The following is a 19,326-nucleotide window of genomic DNA, read 5'->3' as shown; positions in this document are numbered from 1 at the left end:
CCATGCCGCAATTCTTCATCGATCGCCCGATCTTCGCCTGGGTGGTCGCGTTGTTCATCCTGCTCGCCGGCGCCCTGGCCATCCCGCAATTGCCCGTGGCCCAGTACCCCAATGTCGCGCCACCGCAGGTCGAGGTGTACGCCGTCTACCCAGGTGCCTCGGCGCAGACCATGGACGAAAGCGTGGTCAGCGTGATCGAGCAGGAGCTCAATGGTGCAGACAACCTGCTGTACTTCGAATCCCAGAGCAGTCTGGGCAGCGCGACCATCACCGCCACCTTCGAGCCGGGCACCGTCCCTGACCTGGCCCAGGTCGATGTGCAGAACCGCCTCAAGGTAGTCGAGTCGCGCCTGCCGCGGCCCGTCACCCAGCAGGGCCTGCAGGTGGAGAAGGTCTCCACCGGCTTCCTGCTGCTGGGCACCCTCACCTCCGAGGACGGCAGCTATGACGAGATCGCCCTGAGCGACCTGCTGGCGCGCAACGTGATGAACGAGATCCGTCGCCTCAAAGGCGTCGGCAAGGCACAGCTGTATGGTTCGGAGCGGGCCATGCGCATCTGGATCGACCCGGCGAAGCTGGTCGGCTTCAAGCTCACGCCCCAGGACGTCGCCGACGCCATCGCCGCGCAGAACGCCCAGGTTGCGCCAGGCAGCATCGGTGACCTGCCCGCCCGTGCGACGCAGGAAATCACCGCCAACGTGGTGGTCAAGGGCCAACTGAGCACCCCAGAGGAGTTCGCGGCCATCGTGCTGCGGGCCAACCCGGATGGCTCGGTGGTCACCGTGGGCGATGTGGCGCGGGTCGAGATCGGTGCCCAGGAATACCAGTACGGCACGCGCCTGAACGGCAAGCCCACCAGTGCCTTCAGCGTCAAGCTGTCGCCGGGGGCCAACGCCATGGAGACCGCGACCCTGGTTCGCCAGAAGATGGATGAGCTGGCGCGCTACTTCCCGGCCGGGGTGAAGTACGACATCCCCTACGACACCTCGCCATTCGTCAAGGTCTCGATCCAACAGGTCATCAGCACGCTGTTCGAAGCCATGCTGCTGGTGTTTGCAGTGATGTTCGTGTTCCTGCAGAACATCCGCTACACACTGATCCCCACGCTGGTGGTTCCGGTGGCGCTGATGGGCACCTTCGCGGTGATGCTGGCGTTGGGTTTCTCGGTCAACGTGCTGACCCTGTTCGGTATGGTGCTGGCCATCGGCATCCTGGTGGACGACGCCATCGTGGTGGTGGAGAACGTCGAGCGGATCATGGCCGAGGAAGGCCTCTCGCCGAAGGCGGCTACGCGCAAGGCCATGGGCCAGATCAGCGGTGCGATTGTCGGCATCACGCTGGTGCTGGTGGCGGTATTCCTGCCAATGGCCTTCATGAAAGGCTCGGTGGGCGTGATCTATCAGCAGTTCTCCTTGTCGATGGCAGTGTCGATCCTGTTCTCGGCGTTCCTCGCCCTGAGCCTCACCCCGGCACTGTGCGCCACCCTGCTCAAGCCAGTGGCCAAGGGCGAGCATCACGCACGCAAGGGCTTCTTCGGCTGGTTCAACCGCCGCTTCGAGGGCATGAGCAATGGCTACCAGCGCTGGGTCGCCCACGCCCTGGCACGCAGTGGGCGCTACCTGGTGCTCTACGGGCTGCTGGTGGCGGTGCTGGCCTATGGCTTCAGCCAGTTGCCGAGTGCCTTCCTGCCAACCGAGGACCAGGGCTACACCATCACCGACATCCAGCTCCCGCCGGGCGCCAGCCGCATGCGCACCGAGCAGGTGGCGGCGCAGATCGAGGCGCACAACGCCGCAGAGCCCGGCGTGGGCAACACCACGCTGATTCTCGGCTTCAGCTTCTCAGGCAGTGGGCAGAACGCCGCGCTGGCGTTCACCACGCTGAAGGACTGGTCCGAGCGCGGCGCCGACGACAGTGCGCAATCGATCGCCGACCGCGCCACGATGGCCTTCTCCGAGCTCAAGGATGCCGTGGCCTATGCCGTGCTGCCGCCACCAGTCGACGGATTGGGCGAGTCCACAGGTTTCGAGTTCCGTCTGCAGGATCGCGGCGGCCTGGGTCATGCCGGATTGATGGCAGCCCGTGACGAACTGCTGGCCAACGCACGCACGAGCAAGGTGCTGGCCAACGTGCGCGAGGCATCGTTGGCCGAAAGCCCGCAGGTACAACTGGAAATCGACCGACGCCAGGCCAACGCCCTGGGGGTCTCCTTTGCCGACATCGGCGCCGTGCTCAACACCGCGGTAGGCTCGAACTACGTCAACGACTTCCCCAACCTGGGCCGCATGCAGCGCGTCGTGGTGCAGGCCGAGGGCGACCAGCGCAGCCAGGTCGAGGACCTGTTGAAGATCCACGTGCGCAACAGCAGCGGCAAGATGGTGCCACTGGGGGCGTTCGTCCAGGCCCGCTGGCTCAGCGGCCCGGTGCAACTGACCCGCTACAACGGTTACCCGGCAGTGTCGATTTCCGGGGAACCGGCAAGCGGCTACAGCTCCGGCGAGGCGATGGCGGAAATCCAGCGCCTGGTCGACCGACTGCCAGCCGGCAGCGCACTGGAGTGGACCGGCCTGTCGTTGCAGGAACGTCTCTCGGGTAGCCAGGCGCCCTTGCTGCTGGCCCTGTCGCTGCTGGTGGTGTTCCTGTGCCTGGCAGCGCTCTACGAGAGTTGGTCGATCCCTACTGCGGTGTTGCTGGTGGTGCCGCTGGGTGTGCTTGGTGCCGTGTTCGCGGTAACCCTGCGCGGCATGCCCAACGACGTGTTCTTCAAGGTCGGCCTGATCACCTTGATTGGCTTGTCGGCAAAGAACGCGATCCTGATCATCGAATTCGCCAAGAGCCTGGTGGATCAGGGCGTCGATGCGGCGGATGCGGCGATGCAGGCCGCACGCCTGCGCCTGCGCCCGATCGTCATGACATCGTTGGCGTTCATCCTCGGCGTCGTGCCGCTGGCCATTGCCCGCGGCGCAAGCTCAGCCAGCCAGCAGGCCATCGGCACCGGGGTGATCGGCGGGATGCTCAGCGCGACGCTGGCGGTGGTGTTCGTACCGGTGTTCTTCGTGGTGGTGATGCGGTTGGCCGGCAAGCGCCGCGCCGAAACCGACCTTGCCGCAACCCACGACACCTGACTGGACAAGCCAGGCGTTGAATGAGAGGGTTCCGGGCATCGACTGCCCGGGACCCTTTTTCATGCCTGCCGCCCTGCCCCCCTGCTCAATCCTCATCCTCGCCGGTGGCCGTGGCCAGCGCATGGGCGGTCGCGACAAGGGCCTGGTGCCATGGCGCGGCGAACCGCTGATCGCGCACATCCATCGGGTGGTGCGGGGGCTGAGCGACGACCTGGTGATTTCCTGCAACCGCAATCAAGCGGCGTATGCGGCATACGCCGACCAGTGTGTGGGCGATGCCGAGGTGGATTATCCCGGGCCACTGGCCGGCGTCATTGCCGGGCTGAAGGTGGCCAGCCATGAGTGGGTGGTGGTGTTGGCCTGCGACGCACCGTTGATCGACCGGGCCTTGATCGATGCATTGCGCGGGTTGGCTGCCCGCCATGACAGCGCTGCAATGGTGCGCCAGGGGGGGTATTGGCAACCGATGTTCTGTGTACTGCCCCGGCAAGTGTTGCCCGTGCTGGAGTGGGCGTGGCAGCAAGGTGAGCGGAGTTTGCAGAAAGCGCTGTTGCTGAAGCCGATTCAGGGGTTGGAGTGTGCCATCGACGATGGGCGATTGAGCAATTTCAACAGCCCGGAATGGTTGCAGTGACGGCACAGGCCACATCGCGGGGCAAGCCCGCTGCCACAGGCACAGCGTGAGCACTTGTCCCGCGATAGGACCATCGGCCGCCCCCAGTCAACCGGCTGATACCCCACCCAGTTCCTCGACACTGATCTCGCGCATCCGAAACTTCTGCACCTTGCCCGTCACCGTCATCGGAAACTCATCGACGAAGCGAAAATGCCGAGGCACCTTGAAGTGCGCGATGCGCGACTTCGCCCATTCGCGCAACTCCTCGGCACTGGCGCTGTGCCCTGGATGCAGTCGCACCCAGGCGACGAGCTCCTCGCCGTACTTGCTGCACGGAATGCCGATCACCTGCACATCGGCCACCGCCGGGTGGGTGAAGAAGAACTCCTCCAGCTCACGCGGATAGATGTTCTCGCCACCGCGAATGATCATGTCCTTGCTGCGCCCGACGATACGCACGTAACCCTGCTCATCCATGACCGCCAGGTCGCCGGTATGCATCCAGCCTTCGGCGTCGATGCTCTCGGCCGTGGCCGTCGGGTTGTTCCAGTAGCCGAGCATGACGCTGTAGCCCCGGGTGCACAGCTCACCGATCTCGCCGCGCGGCAGGGTATTGCCATCGGCGTCGATGACCTTGCTCTCCAGGCGGGGTTGGGTGCGGCCCACGCTGGTCACACGGACCTCAAGGTCGTCCTGCGGGCCGGTCTGCAACGACACCGGGCTGGTCTCGGTCATGCCATAGGCGATCTGTATCTCGGCCATGTGCATTTCGTCGATCACCCTTCGCATCACCTCGATCGGGCAGGTGGCACCGGCCATGATCCCGGTGCGCAGGCTGGAAAGGTCGAATTCGTTGCGGCGCGGGTGGTCCAGCTCGGCAATGAACATGGTCGGCACGCCATACAGCGCGGTGGCGCGCTCCTCGGCCACGGCTTGCAGGGTGAGCAAGGGATCGAAGGCATCGTTGGGGTAGATCAGCGTGCTGCCGTGGGTCATGCAGCCGAGGTTGGCCATGACCATGCCGAAGCAATGGTAGAGCGGCACCGGCACCACCAGGCGGTCATGCTCGGTCAGGCGCAGGCTCTCGCCGACCATGTAACCGTTGTTGAGGATATTGTGGTGGCTGAGCGTCGCGCCCTTGGGGAAGCCGGTGGTGCCGGAGGTGTACTGGATATTGATCGCCTCGCTCGGGCGCAGGCTCGCCTGGCGGCGGCCAAGGGCCTCGGCACTGACTTCAGCGGCGCAAGCCTGCAGGTCACACCAGGCAAGAAAGCCTGGCGGAGGCTTCACCGCCAGGCTGATCACCCCGCGCAGCTCAGGCAGGCGCTCGCAGTGCACTGCCCCGGGCTTGCTGGCAGGCAAGCCGGGCACCAGGTCACGGAGCATGGCGTGATAGTCGCTGGTCTTGAACGCATCGGCGCAGATCACCCAGCGGCAGCCGGACTGGCTCAGGGCATAGTCGAGCTCACTGCTGCGATAGGCCGGGTTGATATTGACCAGGATCGCACCGATCTTGGCACTGGCGAACTGGGTGATGCACCACTCGGCGCAGTTGGGGGCCCAGATGCCCAGGCGATCGCCCGCTTGCACGCCGAGCGCCATCAGCGCGCGGGCGTGCTGGTCGACGGCATCGGCCAACTGGCGCCAGGTGTAGCGCCGTTGCTGGTGACGCACCACAAGAGCCTCGCGGTCGGGGAAGCGGGCGACGGTGGCATCGAAGGCGTCGCCGATGCAGTGGTCGAGCAAGGGCTTGCTGCAGTCGCCCTGGGAGTAGCTTGGCTGGGGCATGGCGTTCTCTTGTTGTTCTTGTGTTGTCTGGACTGGCCTCTTCGCGGGCAAGCCCGCTCCTACTGAGGTCGCATGGGGCCTTGTGGGAGCGGGCCTGCCCGCGAAAAAGCCACCACCGAACTATCGGACAAACACCTGCGGCGTGGTGGTGGACATGTCACCCCCTGGCAGCTTGATGTTCTTCACCTTCTCCAGCGTATTCGGATCGAACACCGCCAGGTCGTTGAAGGTCCCGCCCAGGTAGAGCTTGTCGCCAGCCTTGTCGAAGGTCACGCAGTAGTAGGTATGGTCCAGGTTCGCCGCCTTGACCAGCTTGCGCTGCTTGATGTCGTAGCGGGCCAGGCGGTTGAGCACACCGTAGATCTGGTTCGGATCCTTGGGCGAGCGCAGCCCGGTGAAGTACAGCTCGGTCAGGTCGGCAAACTCCTGGGTGTGGGTCTTGCCGGTCTTGAGGTCCACGCTCAGGTAGCCGTACAGCAGCTCGGCGGTTGCCGGGTCCTGTTTCTCATCCTTGAACTTGGCGATGGTGTACAGCATCGAGAACTCGTGGCGCGGGCTCTGGTGCGGCCAGAAGTACAGCACGTCCGGCGCGCTGTAGCCCTTGCGATTCCAGTTGCGCAGGGGCAGCGCCACTTCGTACTTGCCGGTCTTGACGTCCATCTTGTAGATATCCGGCCCGGCGACGAACAGGCTGCCATCGTCGGCGGCACGCATCAGGTAGACCTGGCGCGGCATGGGGAAGGTGCGCACCGGCTTGGCCCCTACCCCGTCAGCCGTGCTGAACACCTCAAGGCGTGGTGTTTTGACCACGTAGTGGTCGTTCAATCGCTGGGTTGGATTGACCGTGGCATAGACCTCCTTGCCGTCGGGGCTGATAGCGAAGGAATACATCGACTTGCCCACCTCGCCCGGCACGCTCGACAGGTTGGCGTGGAAGGTGGTCGTGCAGGTGTCCAGATCGATGCCATAGATATCGGCATAGTGATTGTTGAGGATGTAGGCCGTGCGGTTGTCCGGCGCCATCATCGCCGTGCCCGGGCCGAAGGCGTCCGGCAGGCGACAGCTCTTGAACAACGTGTCGCTGGCCACATCCACCACGTGCAGGTTGTTCGGGTAGTTGGTGGCGATCAGGTACTCATGGCCAGGCTTGAGTGCCGGCCCGGCGGCGCCGTCGGTGGCGTGCACGGCCAGTGTCGCGGCGCAGGTGGCGACGCTCAGCGCCAGTTGCGCGCAGAATCCAGGTTTCATGCGGTTTCCCCTTGTCGTTCTTGTCGGGCCGGTCACTTGTCTTTCGGGAATACGGTGCCGAGGTTGCGCCAATCGTCCTGCGAGTTGCTCGCCTGGGCGTTCCAGTCCTGGTAGGTGCTCATCATGTCGGGGACTTGGGCCGGCCACCAGCAAGGGTCGGAGCAGCCGTACAGGTCAGCCTCCATGGGCTGGCACAGCGAGCTGACGCCACCAAAGGCGTCCACTTCCCAGCCTGGGTCGGTGGTGGCGGTACAACCGGCCACCGCGCTCATGGCCATGACTTCTTCGACGCGGTCTTCGGCGGCAGCCTGTTCAAGAATGCGCGCCTTGTTGTTCAGGGGCTTCAAGTGCTTCATGTCAGTGCGCCTTGCGAGGAGTGATGTAGCGATCGATGAAGGCCGGGTTGGCGGCCATGATGCGGCTGTAGACCTCGATGCCGAAGTCAACCCAGTCGCGCATCAGTTCGCAGTAGTGGTAGGTCGGGTGCTGCGGGTCGCCGTAGCGCGCGTAGCTCTCGTGATAGCAGCCACCGGAGCACAGGTTGCGGATGCGACAACTGTCGCAACCGGTGCCGCTGCGGTCCAGGCGCTGGGACAGGAAATCGTTGAGTTCGACCTGCTTGACCGCCGTGTGCACGTTGCCGAAGGTCGGCAGGCTGGAGCCGGTGAAACGGTGGCACAGGTTCAGCTCGCCCTCGTGATCGACCGCCAGCATCTTCAGGCCCGCACCGCATGGCAGCGCCTTCTTGTGCCCCTCGTGGATGTCGGTGATCAGTTGGTGCAGGTTGGAGAAACCGATGTTGCGGTGCTGCAACGCCGCCTCCAGGTACTGGCGACCCAGCGCCTTCATGTTGGCGAACACCTGCACCAGTTCTTCGCCGGTCAGGTTGAAGTCGGCCATGTCGCCCGATGTCACCGGGGCGAAGCCCACTTCGGCAAAGCCCAGCTCGTTGAACAAGTGGTTCCAGATGGTCTGGACATCGGTGATGCCGCGGGTAAGGGTCACCCTGGCGCCGACCGGGCGGCTGTCATAGCGCGACAGCAGCATGTCGGCCTTGCGCCGCACCACATCGTAGGTGCCCTGCCCGCCCACGGTGATGCGGTTGCGGTCGTGCACGGTCTTGGGCCCGTCGATGCTCACCGACAGCCCGAAGCGATGGGCATTGAGCCAGTCGACGATCTCTTCGGTGAGCAGCGTGGCATTGGTGGTCATGATGAACTCCACCTGCTTGCCGGCTTCGGCGAAACGCCGCTCGCAGTAGGCGACCATGTGCTCGATCAAGGGCCGGTTGGACAGCGGCTCGCCGCCGAAGAACACCACGCTGTAGCGAGTTTCGTCGGGGGACTCCTTGAGCAGCATCTCCACCGAAGCCTCAGCGGTGGCGGCGCTCATCTTGCGCCCTGCCGAAGGCTTGTCGAGGTCTTCCTTGTAGCAATAGGTGCAACTCAGGTTGCAGCCGGTATTGACGTTGAGCACCACCGTATTGAGCGCGGTGCGCTCGACCTGCTTGAGGGCGATTTCAGGGGTCAGCGGCGAACCGTCGCTGACCAGCTCCAGTGCGATCAACTCGCGCAGGGTGTCCTGGATATCGTCGCCCGCAAACTGCTGGCCAAGGCGCTGCATCAGCTCTTCGGCCGAGCAGCCTTGCTGGCGCAGGGTGTCGATGATGCCGCCGGTCACCGCGTCAGCGGTGAACAGCGAACTGCTGGGGATATGGAACAGCATGCGGTCGGCATCGACCTGCACTTCATGCAGGTTGCGTTCGACCAGATTCAGTAGTGCGCCCATGGTGATCTCCCGATAATCGATCCGTTGGAAAAACCGTGCCTGCTGCCCTTATGGCAGCGGCGGGTTGTTCCAGCGCTGGACGGTGACGATCATGTGGCCTTCACCCGTCTGCCCGCCGTCAGCCAGCGTGGCAATGACTTTCAGGTTGCCGGCGTTGTTGGTCATCATCTTGCGCGCCGGGTTCGGGCCGGCACCGCCGGGGACGAATATGCCATCGGCCTGCATCTGCCCGGCGAACTTGACGTCTTCGTCCTCGACGGCACGTTCGTTGAACGGCTCGACCTTCCAGGTGGCCGGCAGATAACCGATGCGCAACGGTTGGCCATTGGCGTCCTTGCCCCAGGCCTCGGCCTCGAAGCGCCCCTGGACCTTGGGTACCGAAGCGCCGTTCTCGCCGATACGGGCAATGGAGAACGCCGGCACCACCTTGACCTCATCGACCTTGTCGTAGACCGCAAGACTCAAGCCCTTGAGCGTGCCCACCGTCACCTGGCGCTCGCCAGGTGCTGCATCGGCTGCGGCGTGGGCCTTGACCCGAACCAGGGTGGGGGTCTGCTCCAGAATCTCGGTCACCTGCACACCGGCACCCAGCTCAGGCTTGCCGGACAGGCCGCTGCCCACCAAGGTGATCTCGCGCTCGTCCCCGGCCTTGATGAAGGCCGGTTGCACCGCCAGCAGGCGCGCCTTGCCCTCCTTCGCTGCGGTGAAATCGAGGCCGCGCTCGTCGTGCTCGGCTTCGAACATGCGCCCTTTCATCTCGCCATCGAGGGCCGAGAAGACCTGGCGCATCGTGCTGTCGCCGACCTTCACGTTACCGCGCCACTCATAGCCGTTGTAGAGGATCGCCGAGCCGCTGCCGTTGAACGGCGTGCCGTCAGCGTACTGCCCCTTGACCTCGACCTTGAAGCTGTCGCCCTGGTCGGCACTGACCGTCATCACGCCCCGGACATCGCCTTTGGCGAGCATATGACCACTGAACGCCCACTGCCCCGGCAATGCGTCGGCCTTGGGCTTGGCCTTTTGCCACGCGCTCCAGGCGGGGCTTTCCAGCGGGAAGCGCTTGGCCAGGTCCGGCACCACTTGCTTGAGGGCGATTTCCAGCCAGTCGCGGTCGCGTGCCTGGGCCTGGTATTCGAGAGACGGCCACTGGCCGAGGTGGAAGTTGACCAGGTGTTCCCATTCCTGCGCTGGGCGCCGCTGCAATGCGACGCGAGCACCGGAGTGGCAGCGGCCGCAGGTTTCGGCCAATTGCGTATCGAAGTGTTCGACGGTATTGAGCCGGCGTTCCATGGCGTAGCGCACGCCATCAGTCTCGCTCGGCGCCAGGCCCTGCTTGTCGGCCAGGTACTTGACCAGGGTGCGGCGCTCGTCGTCGCTGATCTGCAGGCCATGCATCACCTGCATGCGGGCGATGCTCATCAGCCAGCCTTCAGGGGTCTTACGCTGGTGGCTGATGCGGCTGTAGGCATCGTTGCCCTCTGGGATGTGGCACCCCATGCACTTGTTCTGCAAAATCGCCGGGCCCGGTTCGGCCGCCATGGCCTGGGCGCTCAGCAGGGCGGCGGCGACCAGCGCCAATGTGCCCGCCTGCTGCCGGAGTCGAGTCGTCTTCAAGATCAGACCTCCACGGTGTTGTTCTTATCGTTATCGCACGCTTGGATACCGCCGGTGCATGTGACAGTGGCAATACAGGAAGTGTGCCAGGTGTTTGAAAGTGGCGATTTTTCAGTGACTTGAGCTGCTTTGAGCGCTTTATCCCAGTGAGTTGCGGCGGGTCGGAACGTCCCAATTCGCGACAGGTTGTTTCAGGTTGAGACAGCGGTATCGGTGGTGACCTTTTCGCGGGCAAGCCCGCTCCTACGGGTTGGTGCAGGATTCAATATCTGTGGGAGCGGGCTTGCCCGCGAAAAGGCCAGCGCGGTCTACCTGTTTCACCACCGTCTCACACCGTCTCAATGTGCAACAGCACAGCCCCGCAATCCACCCTGTACACCAACACAAAAATCAAACTGATCAATGACTTAAATCCGCCAGGCCACCTTGGCACGGCCATTGCGCCGCCCTTGCCACACTCCAATGACAAGAGGCACCGCCCCATGCTTTCCGACCTGCCCATCCTGCCCGCCACCCAGGCGTTCCTCGCGCGCAAGCTGAAGATGCGCATCGGCGCCGACTGGCAGGACGCCGCCAGTGGCCGCACCTTGAGTTTCCGCAATCCGGCCACCGGCGAGATTCTCGGCGAGGTCCCTTCGGCCGACACCGAGGACGTCGACCGTGCCGTGCGCGCAGCCCGCCAGGCCTTCGACGACTCACCCTGGAGCCGGATGCGCCCACGCGAGCGGCAGAACCTGCTGTGGCGCCTGGCCGACCTGATGGCGCGCGATGCCCGCGAACTGGCCGAGCTCGAATGCCTGAACAATGGCAAGAGCGCCAACGTCGCCCAGGTCATGGACGTGCAACTGGCCATCGACTTCCTGCGCTACATGGCCGGCTGGGCCACCAAGATCGAGGGCAGCACCGTCGAGGCTTCGATGCCGCTGATGCCCGACGAACAGTTCCACGGTTTCATTCGCCGCGAAGCGGTCGGCGTGGTCGGAGCCATCGTCGCCTGGAACTTCCCCCTGCTGCTGGCCTGCTGGAAACTCGGCCCGGCGCTGGCCACCGGCTGCACCATGGTGCTCAAGCCTGCCGACGAAACCCCACTGACGGCGCTCAAGCTCGCCGAGCTGGTCGATGAAGCCGGTTACCCGGCTGGCGTGTTCAATGTGGTCACAGGCACCGGGCTCAACGCTGGCGCCGCCCTCAGCCGCCATCCGGGCGTGGACAAGCTCACCTTCACCGGCTCGACCGAAGTCGGCAAGCTGATCGGCAAGGCCGCGATGGACAACATGACCCGCGTCACCCTCGAGCTGGGCGGCAAGTCGCCGACCATCGTCATGCCCGACGCCAACCTGCAGGAAGCCGCCGCCGGTGCGGCCACGGCGATCTTCTTCAACCAGGGCCAGGTGTGCTGTGCAGGATCGCGCTTGTATGTGCACCGCAAGCATTTCGACAATGTGGTGGCCGACATCGCCGGCATCGCCAACGGCATGAAACTCGGCAGCGGCCTGGACCCGGCGGTGCAGATGGGGCCGCTGATCTCCGCCAAGCAGCAGGACCGGGTCAGCAGCTACATCGCCTTGGGCCGCGAGCTCGGCGCGACCATCGCCTGCGGCGGTGAGAGCTACGGGCCGGGCTACTTCGTCAAACCGACGGTGCTCGTCGATGTCGACCAGCGCCATCGCCTGGTCCAGGAAGAGATCTTCGGCCCGGTGTTGGTGGCGATGCCCTTCGACGATATCGACGAGGTCGTGCGCATGGCCAATGACAACCCTTACGGGCTGGGCGCGAGCATCTGGTCGAACGACCTGAGCGCCGTGCATCGAATGATTCCGCGCATCAAGTCCGGTTCGGTCTGGGTCAACTGCCACAGTGCGCTGGATCCTGCGCTGCCTTTCGGTGGCTACAAGCAATCGGGCGTCGGCCGGGAGATGGGCGCTGCGGCGATCGACTATTACACCGAGCTCAAGTCGGTACTGATCAAGCTCTGAACCTGAGCTGCGCCGGCCTCTTCGCAGCGTTGCCGGCAAAGAGGCCGACTTCCTGAAAATAACAAGAAAACATGGAGCACACCATGAGGCATCCGCTCGTCTGCACGCTGGCCCTTCTGCTGGCCGCCCCCCTTACCCAGGCCCACGAGCTCTACAACCAGGATGGCACTGTCCTCAACGCCAACCTCGAGGCCTTGTTCGGCATCTTTCACAGTGACGAAAGCTTCAACCAGGCCGGCAACCGCAAGCCTGGCAGCAGCAACTGGCGCGAGGGCTACGTCAAATATGGCCTGAGCGCGAGCCAGACGTTGGCCGACAGCGGCTCACTGTACGGCGCCTTCAGCCTGCTCAGCTCCGCCACCTGGGGTGACGGCGATGCCGCGGGCCTGACCCTGGGGGACGAACGCCGCACGGCCACTGAGGATGCTTATCTTGGCTGGCGCTCGGGGACGCTGTTCCCGCTGCTGGGTGAAGACGGCATCGATATTTCCGGCGGCCGCCAGGTGGTCACCTTGGGGGATGGCTTCCTGATCCAGGGCGACCCCGTCAACCTCGGCAAGGTCGACCTGGGTGCCAATTTCAACCGCGGCGGCGCCTACTACCTGGCGGCGCGCAAGGCCTTCGACCGCACCGCCGTGCTGCGCCTGGGCGGCAGCCAGGGTTGGCGTGGCGACCTGATGTGGCTCAAGTCCGACAACCACTACCAGGCCGACAGCGCCATGGCTGTCGCCAATCTGGAGCACGTCGGCGACGCAGGCACCCTTGGCCTGAGCTGGATTCATGGCCTGGATGTGGACCGTCGCTATGCCCAGATCATGGGCCTGGAACACCGCGATGGCATGGACACCGTCAGTCTGCGCGGACGCGGCAACCTCGGTGTCCAGGACCTGGAGGTGGCCGGCGAGTACGTCACCCAGGACCAACGAGGCACACGTGAGAACGCCTGGTATCTGGAAGGCAGCTGGACCTTTTCGCAACTGCCATGGACACCCACCGCCACCTACCGCTACAGCCGCTTCTCCAAGGATTTCGACCCCTTGTTCTACGGGCTCAGCCGGGGTTACGGCACCTGGTTCCAGGGTGAGGTCGCCGCCAATTATGCCGGCCCCTTCAACACCAACACCCAGGTCCACCATGTGGGCTTGAAGGCCAAGCCTCGCGACAACCTGACCCTTGGCGCGCTGTACTTCGACTTCGACACGCTGGACACCGACCAGGGAAATGTCGGCGGACGAGAGCTGGACCTGTATGTGGAGTGGATGGTCAACGATCACCTGCTGATCAGCCCGGTGCTGGGCTTCTACAAACCCGAGCGCAGTGCCGACAGTGGCGGCATGCAGCTGGGTAGCCGGGATACCGGGACCTACCTGCAACTGGTGATCGGGACTTTCTTCTGAGCCTTCGCCAAGCGTCGTGCAGGCGCTTGGCTACTCGCAAAAGCAATACGCGGCCCTCAGCGATAACCCTGCTCCAGTAACCAGCGTCGCACCATCGCTTGAGCTTGCTCAGGCTGGTCCGCCAGCACCTCGACCAGGCCAGAACCCGCCTGCAGGGCCCGTACCACCGGTGCCAGTTCAATGCCCTGCAGGTGCCATACACCCAGCGGCTGGTCAGCCGTTACCACTACCTCGGCCTCGTCCACCCAGCCTTCGCGCAACACCGGCCTGCGTTCGACTCGAACCGTCTGCCAATGCGCGGCCTGGTGCATGGCCTGGTCATCAGGCCACCGCTGCCGTGGCACCCAGAACCCCGCGCCGGCATGCTGCTGTTCCAGCCGGTAGAAATCCCGTCCCGTACGGGCAAAACGCAGGAACAACTGCTCCACCCGTTGCTGGTGGAAGCGCTGCGCCAAGGCCGCCCGCTCCGGCCGCCTCAGCAAGGTGTTGATCACCACCGGCGCCTGCAAGGCCGACGACAGTGACTGGAAGATCCCGTTGCCCGACAACGGATCGACGGCCATCGCCGCATCCCCCACCCGCAGCCAGTCCGCGCCGGCACACTCGCCGGCAAGAATCGCAGTGCTGCTGCGGGCATGCACCTGAGCGGGCTCTAGCGCGCGTGCATCGAACAACTGCGCGACCCCTGGCGACTGCCGCCGCCGGGTCGCGCAATACTCACCCAGTGCCGCCTTGCCCGGCAGCGAGGCCACGCTGGCATCAAGGGTGATTTGCCAGTAGCAGCGCCCGTCTGCCAGACGCGCCATCCATGCCCAGCCATCGTCAAGGCTTTCCACTGCAGAGGCCGGCGTGCCGCCTGCCGTCGATTGCCAGAGGTTGAGCAGGCTGACGGTTTCCGGGCCGCGCAGGCGGCTGGCAGGCAGCGGGGCCTGGCGACCACGGGCTTCGACCAGGAAATCGCCTTGCAGCACCTGGCCGTCGTCGAGCCGCGCCCGGTATCGTCCCTCCTGCGTCAGCTCGCGGACACGCCCCTGAACGAGATTCACCCCGGCGCGCAGCAGATCCTCGCGCAGCGCCCGATCGAAACATGCCCGATCAAGCAGGAACTCCTGATTCATCTGCAGCCGCTCGCCGTTCCATTGCACCTGACGCGCGGCAGCGATCGTCGCCACTGCGAGTGCCAAGCCAAGCCCTGCATGGTGCAGGCCGTCCAACACGCGCTGCGACACTCCTTCGACGGCATCGAAACGACGCCAGTCCGACACCAGCGTGACCGTATAGCCCATGCGCCGCAGGCCTATGGCGGTTGCCGCCCCGGCAGGGCCTGCACCGAGCACGAGGATGTGCGGATCACGGCTCATCGACACCTCGACGCTCAGGCCCGACGAAGGCCGCATGCGCCTGCAGCCAGGCATGTAGCCGTGCAGGTTGCAGCTCGGGATGCTCGCGCAGCACTGCGCACATTCGCCCGGTCAAGGCGGCACATGCCAGGCTGGCCCCCGCCTGGGCATTTCCTCCCACCGGCGCGCCGAAGTCGGCCTGCACCGTGCCCAACCATGACCACTGGCCTGCGCTGCACCGGGCGTCGCCGGTGATGCGCAGCACGTTCGGATAGCTGGCCGGATACACCGGCGCCCCCCGGGCCGCGCTGGACGCACACAACACGACGCCGGCAGCCTGGGCGGCGGCGCAGGCCTGGCGCAGCACTGGGCGGTCCTGCTGCAGCCCCAGGCTCATATTGACCAGGGTCGCCCCCTGCTCCACCAGCCACAGCAAGGCGGCAGCCACCTGCAGGGCGCTGGTGCGCGGTTGGTCGCTGAACACTTGGGCCAGCAGCACCGGTGTATCACCGGCCCCCTCGCGCAGGCACTCCAGGACCGCACGACCATGGCCCAGGGCGTCAGGTTGCGCCTCGCCCTCCTGGAGCAGTCCGTCTTGCAGCCAGAAACGCCGCGCGGCCAGCACCGTCGGCATTTGCGCCGACGTGCAGCCGCTGTCGATCACCCCCAAGCGCAGCTCAGCGACCATGGTCGGCGTGCACCCGTTCCAGAACCCGCAACTGGCCGCCCTGCAGTTGCAGATGCAGGTCTGCATCGGCCAGGGTCGACGGCCTGTGGCTGATGAGAATGCGCGTGCGCCCGGCAAACAACTGATCGATGGCGGCAATCACTTCGCGCTCGGTCGCCTCGTCCACTGCCGAAGTGGCTTCGTCCAGTACCAGGATCGCTGGATCCTGCAGCAAGGCACGGGCGATGGCGATACGTTGTTTCTGCCCGCCGGACAACTGCTGGCCGCGCTCGCCGAGCGCGCCATCGAGCCCCATCGGCAGGCTTTGCACCAAGCCCTCCAGACGGGTCAGGCGCACCACCTGTTCCAGCGCGGAGCGGCTGGCATCAGGTGTGCTGTAGGCGAGATTCTGGGCCAGGGTGCCGCGAAACAGCACGATGTCCTGGCTGACCACGGCGATGCGGCGGCGCAGGGCGGCCAGCTCGAGCTCGCGCAGGTCGACACCGTCGAGCAGGATGCGCCCATGATCCGGGTCGTAAAAACGCTGCAGCAGGTCGATCAGGGTCGACTTGCCCACTCCGGAGGCGCCGCTGATGGCCACCTTCAGCCCACCGCCGACGGTGATATCGACCTGATCGAGCACCGCCCCTTGGCGGCCCTCGTGGGCAAAGCCTACGCCTTCCAGGCGCAGCTCACCTGGCCCCTCGGGCATCGGCCTGGGCACCTGCGGTTCGCTGACCGCCACCGGTTCGCGCTTGAGCTCCATGACCCGGCCCAGGCTCACCGCCATCCGCTGCACCGCGACATACAGGCCAAGCAAGCTCTGCACCGGCCCAACGGCCATGCCCAGGTAGGTGGAGAAGGCGATCAGCGCACCCAACTGCCACGTGCCCTGGATCACCCACCAGCCACCCACCAGAAAGGTACAGGCGCGGCACCACGAAGTCAGGGTGCCGGGCACGGCCTGGGTGAAGAATTCGGTGATCTGCACCTTGAGCAGTTGCTTCATGTAGCCCTGCCCCAACTGATCCAGGCGCCCCGCTTCACGGCCCTGCTGGCCGGCGGCCTGGATGAACTTCATCGCAGGCAGCGTCTCGACCAGGAACGACGACACGTCCGCCGAGCGCTCACGCAGGCTGCGCACTTCGCGCTCGACCTTGCGCCGCATCCAACGCAGCCACAGCACTTCGATCGGTACGAGCAAGGCCAGCAACAATGACAGTTGCCACGACAACATCAGCATCAGGGCCACCGCGCCCAGCAGGCCGATCACGCTGGAGACGGCCGCGAACAGCGAATCCACGGCAAAGCGCTGGATTTCGGCGACATCGCCGTCCAGGCGCGAAAGGATATCGCCCGTGCGGCGGCGCCCGTAGAACGTCGGCGACAATTGCTGCAAGTGTCGGTAGAGGTCATCGCGCAAGGCGAACAGGATGCGCCCTGACAAACGCGTATGCAGGTAGCGGTTGACCCCCGACAGCACGGTCCCCAGCACCCCGGCACCGATCATGAACGCTGCCATGTGCCAGAGCGTCTGGTAATCGCGAGCGAGCAAGCCATCGTCGATCAAGGTCTTGATCAGCCAGGGCTGGGCCAGGGCCAGCAGCGAAGCGAGCAACGATAACCCCAGCAGCACGGCGATGGCCCGGCGCTGGGGCCGCACGAAACCATACAGCCAGGCCAGGGCCTGGCGCATGAGCACGGGGTCGCCAGACTCGATCAGGCGCGAGAACACTCCGCCCATGGTCTAACCGCGCAACTGCTTGAGTTTGCGGTACAGCGTCGCGCGGCTGATGCCCAGCGCTTCGGCGGCGGCCGATACATTGCCCTGGTGACGCGCCAGGGCGCCACGGATCAACTCCAGTTCATTCTCGCGCAGGCTACCGGCCACAGGGGCGCCACTGGACAACTCGTCGAGCAGGCAATCGGTCAGGTGATCGAGCCCGAGTATCTGCTCACCCTCCTCGCGCATGGCCAGCGCGGTGCGCAATACCATTTCCAGTTGGCGGATATTGCCCGGCCAGTCGAAGCCTTCGAGCAGGCAGGCCAGTGCCGGATCGAGGGTGACGCCTCGGGCACCGAGCTTGTCCAGCACCCCTTCGATCAGGGCCCCGAGGTCATCGCGCTCGCGCAAGGCCGGCAGGCGCAGGGATACGCCGTTGACCCGGTAGTACAGGTCTTCGCGAAAGTGCTGCTCGGCCACCAGCCGCTTGAGATCGCGGTGCGTGGCACAGATGATCGCCACGTCGATGTCCTGTTCCTCGCCAGCCCCAAGGGGCGCCACGCGACGCTCCTGCAGCACGCGCAGCAGCCGCGCCTGCAGGGCCAGTGGCATGTCACCGATTTCGTCGAGGAACAAGGTACCGCCATGGGCCTGCATCAGCCGACCGACCATGCCGCCGCGGCGCGAGCCGGTAAACGCGCCGTCGCGGTAGCCGAACAGCTCGGACTCGATCAGCCCTTCGGGAATCGCCGCGCAATTGACGGCCACGAACGCTTTGTCCGCACGCGGGCTGGCCTGGTGCAGGGCGCGCGCCACCACTTCCTTGCCCGTCCCGGTTTCCCCCAACAGCAGCACCGGCAGGCCGTTGACCAGGCCCTGGCGAGCCATGCGCAACCCCCGCGCCAGACGGCTATCGCCCGCGCCCAGCGCATCGAGCGCCGGCGACTTGAGCGCAGCAACAGGCTTTGTCGCGACGGTCGCCCCCAGGTTGCCATGCCGAGGCAGTTGCAGCACCCGAACGAAGAACTCCCCTTTGGCAGTCTGCACACTGCTCATCCCGCCTTGCCACAGGCGGTTGAGAAAGGCCGGCGAACGCTCGCCGAGCAAGTCGCTGCAACGGCGGCCGATCAAGCCAGGGCGTGGCAGTCCGAGCAATTGGCAGGCATTTTCGTTCGCCGCCATCACCTCACCATCAAGGCTCAGGGCCAGTAACCCATGCCAGGCACTGCCCAGGTACTGGGGGCGGCAGTGGAACGCCAGCACCCACTGCTCGGGGTGGTACAGGCCGAACAGCCGACTCTCGATGTTGCCGGCGGCAAGCATCAGGGTCGAGAGGCTGTCCTGGGGCTGGCTCATCACCCCTTCGCGGGTAATGTCGAGTACACCGATCACCTCGCCACGAGGGTCGCGCAGAGGGACCGAAGTGCAGGAGAACGGGCTGAGGCGATCGAGGTAGTGTTCGCCACAGTTGATCAGGGTGGGCCGCCCTTCGACCACGGCGGTGCCGATGGCATTGGTGCCGCGCAGCGCCTCGCTCCAGCAACTGCCGGGGTGCAGGTCACGCAGGCCATTGCGGTTGAGCACATGGGTCTGCCCTTCGATGGCCAGCACATTGGCCTGGGCGTCGCCGAGGATGATGATTGCGCCCTTGCCCTGACGCTCGACCAGGTAGTCGAGCTCGGGCGTGACGGCATCAATCAGTGTGCGGTTGAGTTCGAGCAGCGTCTGCAGGTTCTGACCGTGCTCGATGCCAAGGCCGACCTGCTCGCCTTGCAGGCAGTCCAGGCCATGGCCGTGGCTGCGCCGCCATGAGGCATCGATCTCTTCGCGCAGCATGCCCGAAGGCAACTTGCCCTCGTTGGCCAGGTGCAGGCGGACCTGGCGGGATTGCTGCATCGGGTCGTGGGCGTCTGTTATGGGTGATTGTCGCGCCATCGTTTACTCCAGCTGTACCCCGGAACTCTGCGCAGTGTGCGTCAGCGTGCCGTATACGTAAAGCGGGGTTCGGCTGTGGATGGCAGCGACCCAGGCCACAGGGGTTGCC

General features: G+C 65.2%; 13 protein-coding genes. 4 read left to right on the top strand and 9 right to left on the bottom strand.

The features are described from left to right. The first annotated feature begins 2 nt into the window (after positions 1-2). Positions 3-3,125 (top strand): multidrug efflux RND transporter permease subunit, encoded by a 3,123-nt coding sequence (locus AC2CGW_RS07720; RefSeq protein ID WP_484573803.1) that lies wholly within the window; start codon positions 3-5, stop codon positions 3,123-3,125. 61 nt (positions 3,126-3,186) lie between these two features. Beyond that, on the top strand, positions 3,187-3,759 hold the full coding sequence (mobA, locus tag AC2CGW_RS07715) for a molybdenum cofactor guanylyltransferase MobA (RefSeq protein WP_484573802.1): 573 nt from the start codon (positions 3,187-3,189) through the stop codon (positions 3,757-3,759). An 87-nt stretch (positions 3,760-3,846) separates the two neighbouring features. Here mobA and AC2CGW_RS07710 read toward each other — a convergent pair whose 3' ends face one another. The 5 genes from AC2CGW_RS07710 to peaA all read right to left on the bottom strand — a co-directional run bounded on the left by AC2CGW_RS07710 (position 3,847) and on the right by peaA (position 10,179). Then, entirely contained in the window at positions 3,847-5,529 is a 1,683-nt protein-coding gene (locus AC2CGW_RS07710; protein ID WP_484573801.1) for an AMP-binding protein, read from the bottom strand. Positions 5,530-5,649: 120 nt separating this feature from the next. Beyond that, entirely contained in the window at positions 5,650-6,777 is a 1,128-nt protein-coding gene (gene peaD, locus AC2CGW_RS07705; RefSeq protein WP_186664556.1) for a quinohemoprotein amine dehydrogenase subunit beta, read from the bottom strand. Between the two features lie 32 nt (positions 6,778-6,809). Continuing rightward, complete coding sequence (qhpC, locus tag AC2CGW_RS07700) at positions 6,810-7,133, bottom strand: quinohemoprotein amine dehydrogenase subunit gamma (protein WP_054891339.1); 324 nt, start codon at positions 7,131-7,133, stop codon at positions 6,810-6,812. A gap of 1 nt (position 7,134) precedes the next feature. Beyond that, the gene (gene peaB / locus AC2CGW_RS07695) at positions 7,135-8,565 is read right to left on the bottom strand and encodes a quinohemoprotein amine dehydrogenase maturation protein (RefSeq protein ID WP_186664554.1); all 1,431 of its coding nucleotides are present in this window, start codon (positions 8,563-8,565) and stop codon (positions 7,135-7,137) included. A 48-nt stretch (positions 8,566-8,613) separates the two neighbouring features. Beyond that, the gene (gene peaA, locus AC2CGW_RS07690; RefSeq protein WP_484573800.1) at positions 8,614-10,179 is read right to left on the bottom strand and encodes a quinohemoprotein amine dehydrogenase subunit alpha; all 1,566 of its coding nucleotides are present in this window, start codon (positions 10,177-10,179) and stop codon (positions 8,614-8,616) included. A gap of 482 nt (positions 10,180-10,661) precedes the next feature. Here peaA and AC2CGW_RS07685 point away from each other — a divergent pair, with 482 nt between their 5' ends. Beyond that, entirely contained in the window at positions 10,662-12,155 is a 1,494-nt protein-coding gene (locus AC2CGW_RS07685; protein WP_426353040.1) for an aldehyde dehydrogenase family protein, read from the top strand. Between the two features lie 83 nt (positions 12,156-12,238). Beyond that, positions 12,239-13,552: an alginate export family protein gene (locus AC2CGW_RS07680; protein ID WP_484573799.1), complete on the top strand. Its 1,314-nt coding sequence runs from the start codon at positions 12,239-12,241 to the stop codon at positions 13,550-13,552. 56 nt (positions 13,553-13,608) lie between these two features. Here the strand turns inward: AC2CGW_RS07680 and qhpG are convergent, their stop codons facing one another. Genes qhpG through AC2CGW_RS07660 form a run of 4 tightly spaced genes read right to left on the bottom strand, consistent with a single transcriptional unit; the run spans position 13,609 to position 19,217 of the window. Beyond that, positions 13,609-14,949 carry a flavin-dependent monooxygenase QhpG gene (qhpG, locus tag AC2CGW_RS07675; RefSeq protein ID WP_484573798.1) on the bottom strand — a complete coding sequence of 447 codons (1,341 nt, stop codon included), beginning with the start codon at positions 14,947-14,949 and terminating at the stop codon, positions 13,609-13,611. Next, the gene (qhpE, locus tag AC2CGW_RS07670) at positions 14,903-15,580 is read right to left on the bottom strand and encodes a subtilisin-like serine protease QhpE (protein ID WP_484573797.1); all 678 of its coding nucleotides are present in this window, start codon (positions 15,578-15,580) and stop codon (positions 14,903-14,905) included. Before qhpE ends, qhpG begins: the two co-directional genes overlap by 47 nt. Continuing rightward, complete coding sequence (locus AC2CGW_RS07665; RefSeq protein ID WP_484573796.1) at positions 15,570-17,303, bottom strand: ABC transporter ATP-binding protein; 1,734 nt, start codon at positions 17,301-17,303, stop codon at positions 15,570-15,572. The genes qhpE and AC2CGW_RS07665 overlap by 11 nt, the downstream gene beginning before the upstream one ends. A 3-nt stretch (positions 17,304-17,306) precedes the next feature. Further along, positions 17,307-19,217 carry a sigma-54-dependent Fis family transcriptional regulator gene (locus AC2CGW_RS07660; RefSeq protein ID WP_484573795.1) on the bottom strand — a complete coding sequence of 637 codons (1,911 nt, stop codon included), beginning with the start codon at positions 19,215-19,217 and terminating at the stop codon, positions 17,307-17,309. Positions 19,218-19,326: the final 109 nt, after the last annotated feature.

It is taken from the genome of Pseudomonas sp. SYWMCR5, assembly GCF_057197165.1.
This window is presented reverse-complemented; position numbering and strand designations above follow the sequence as displayed.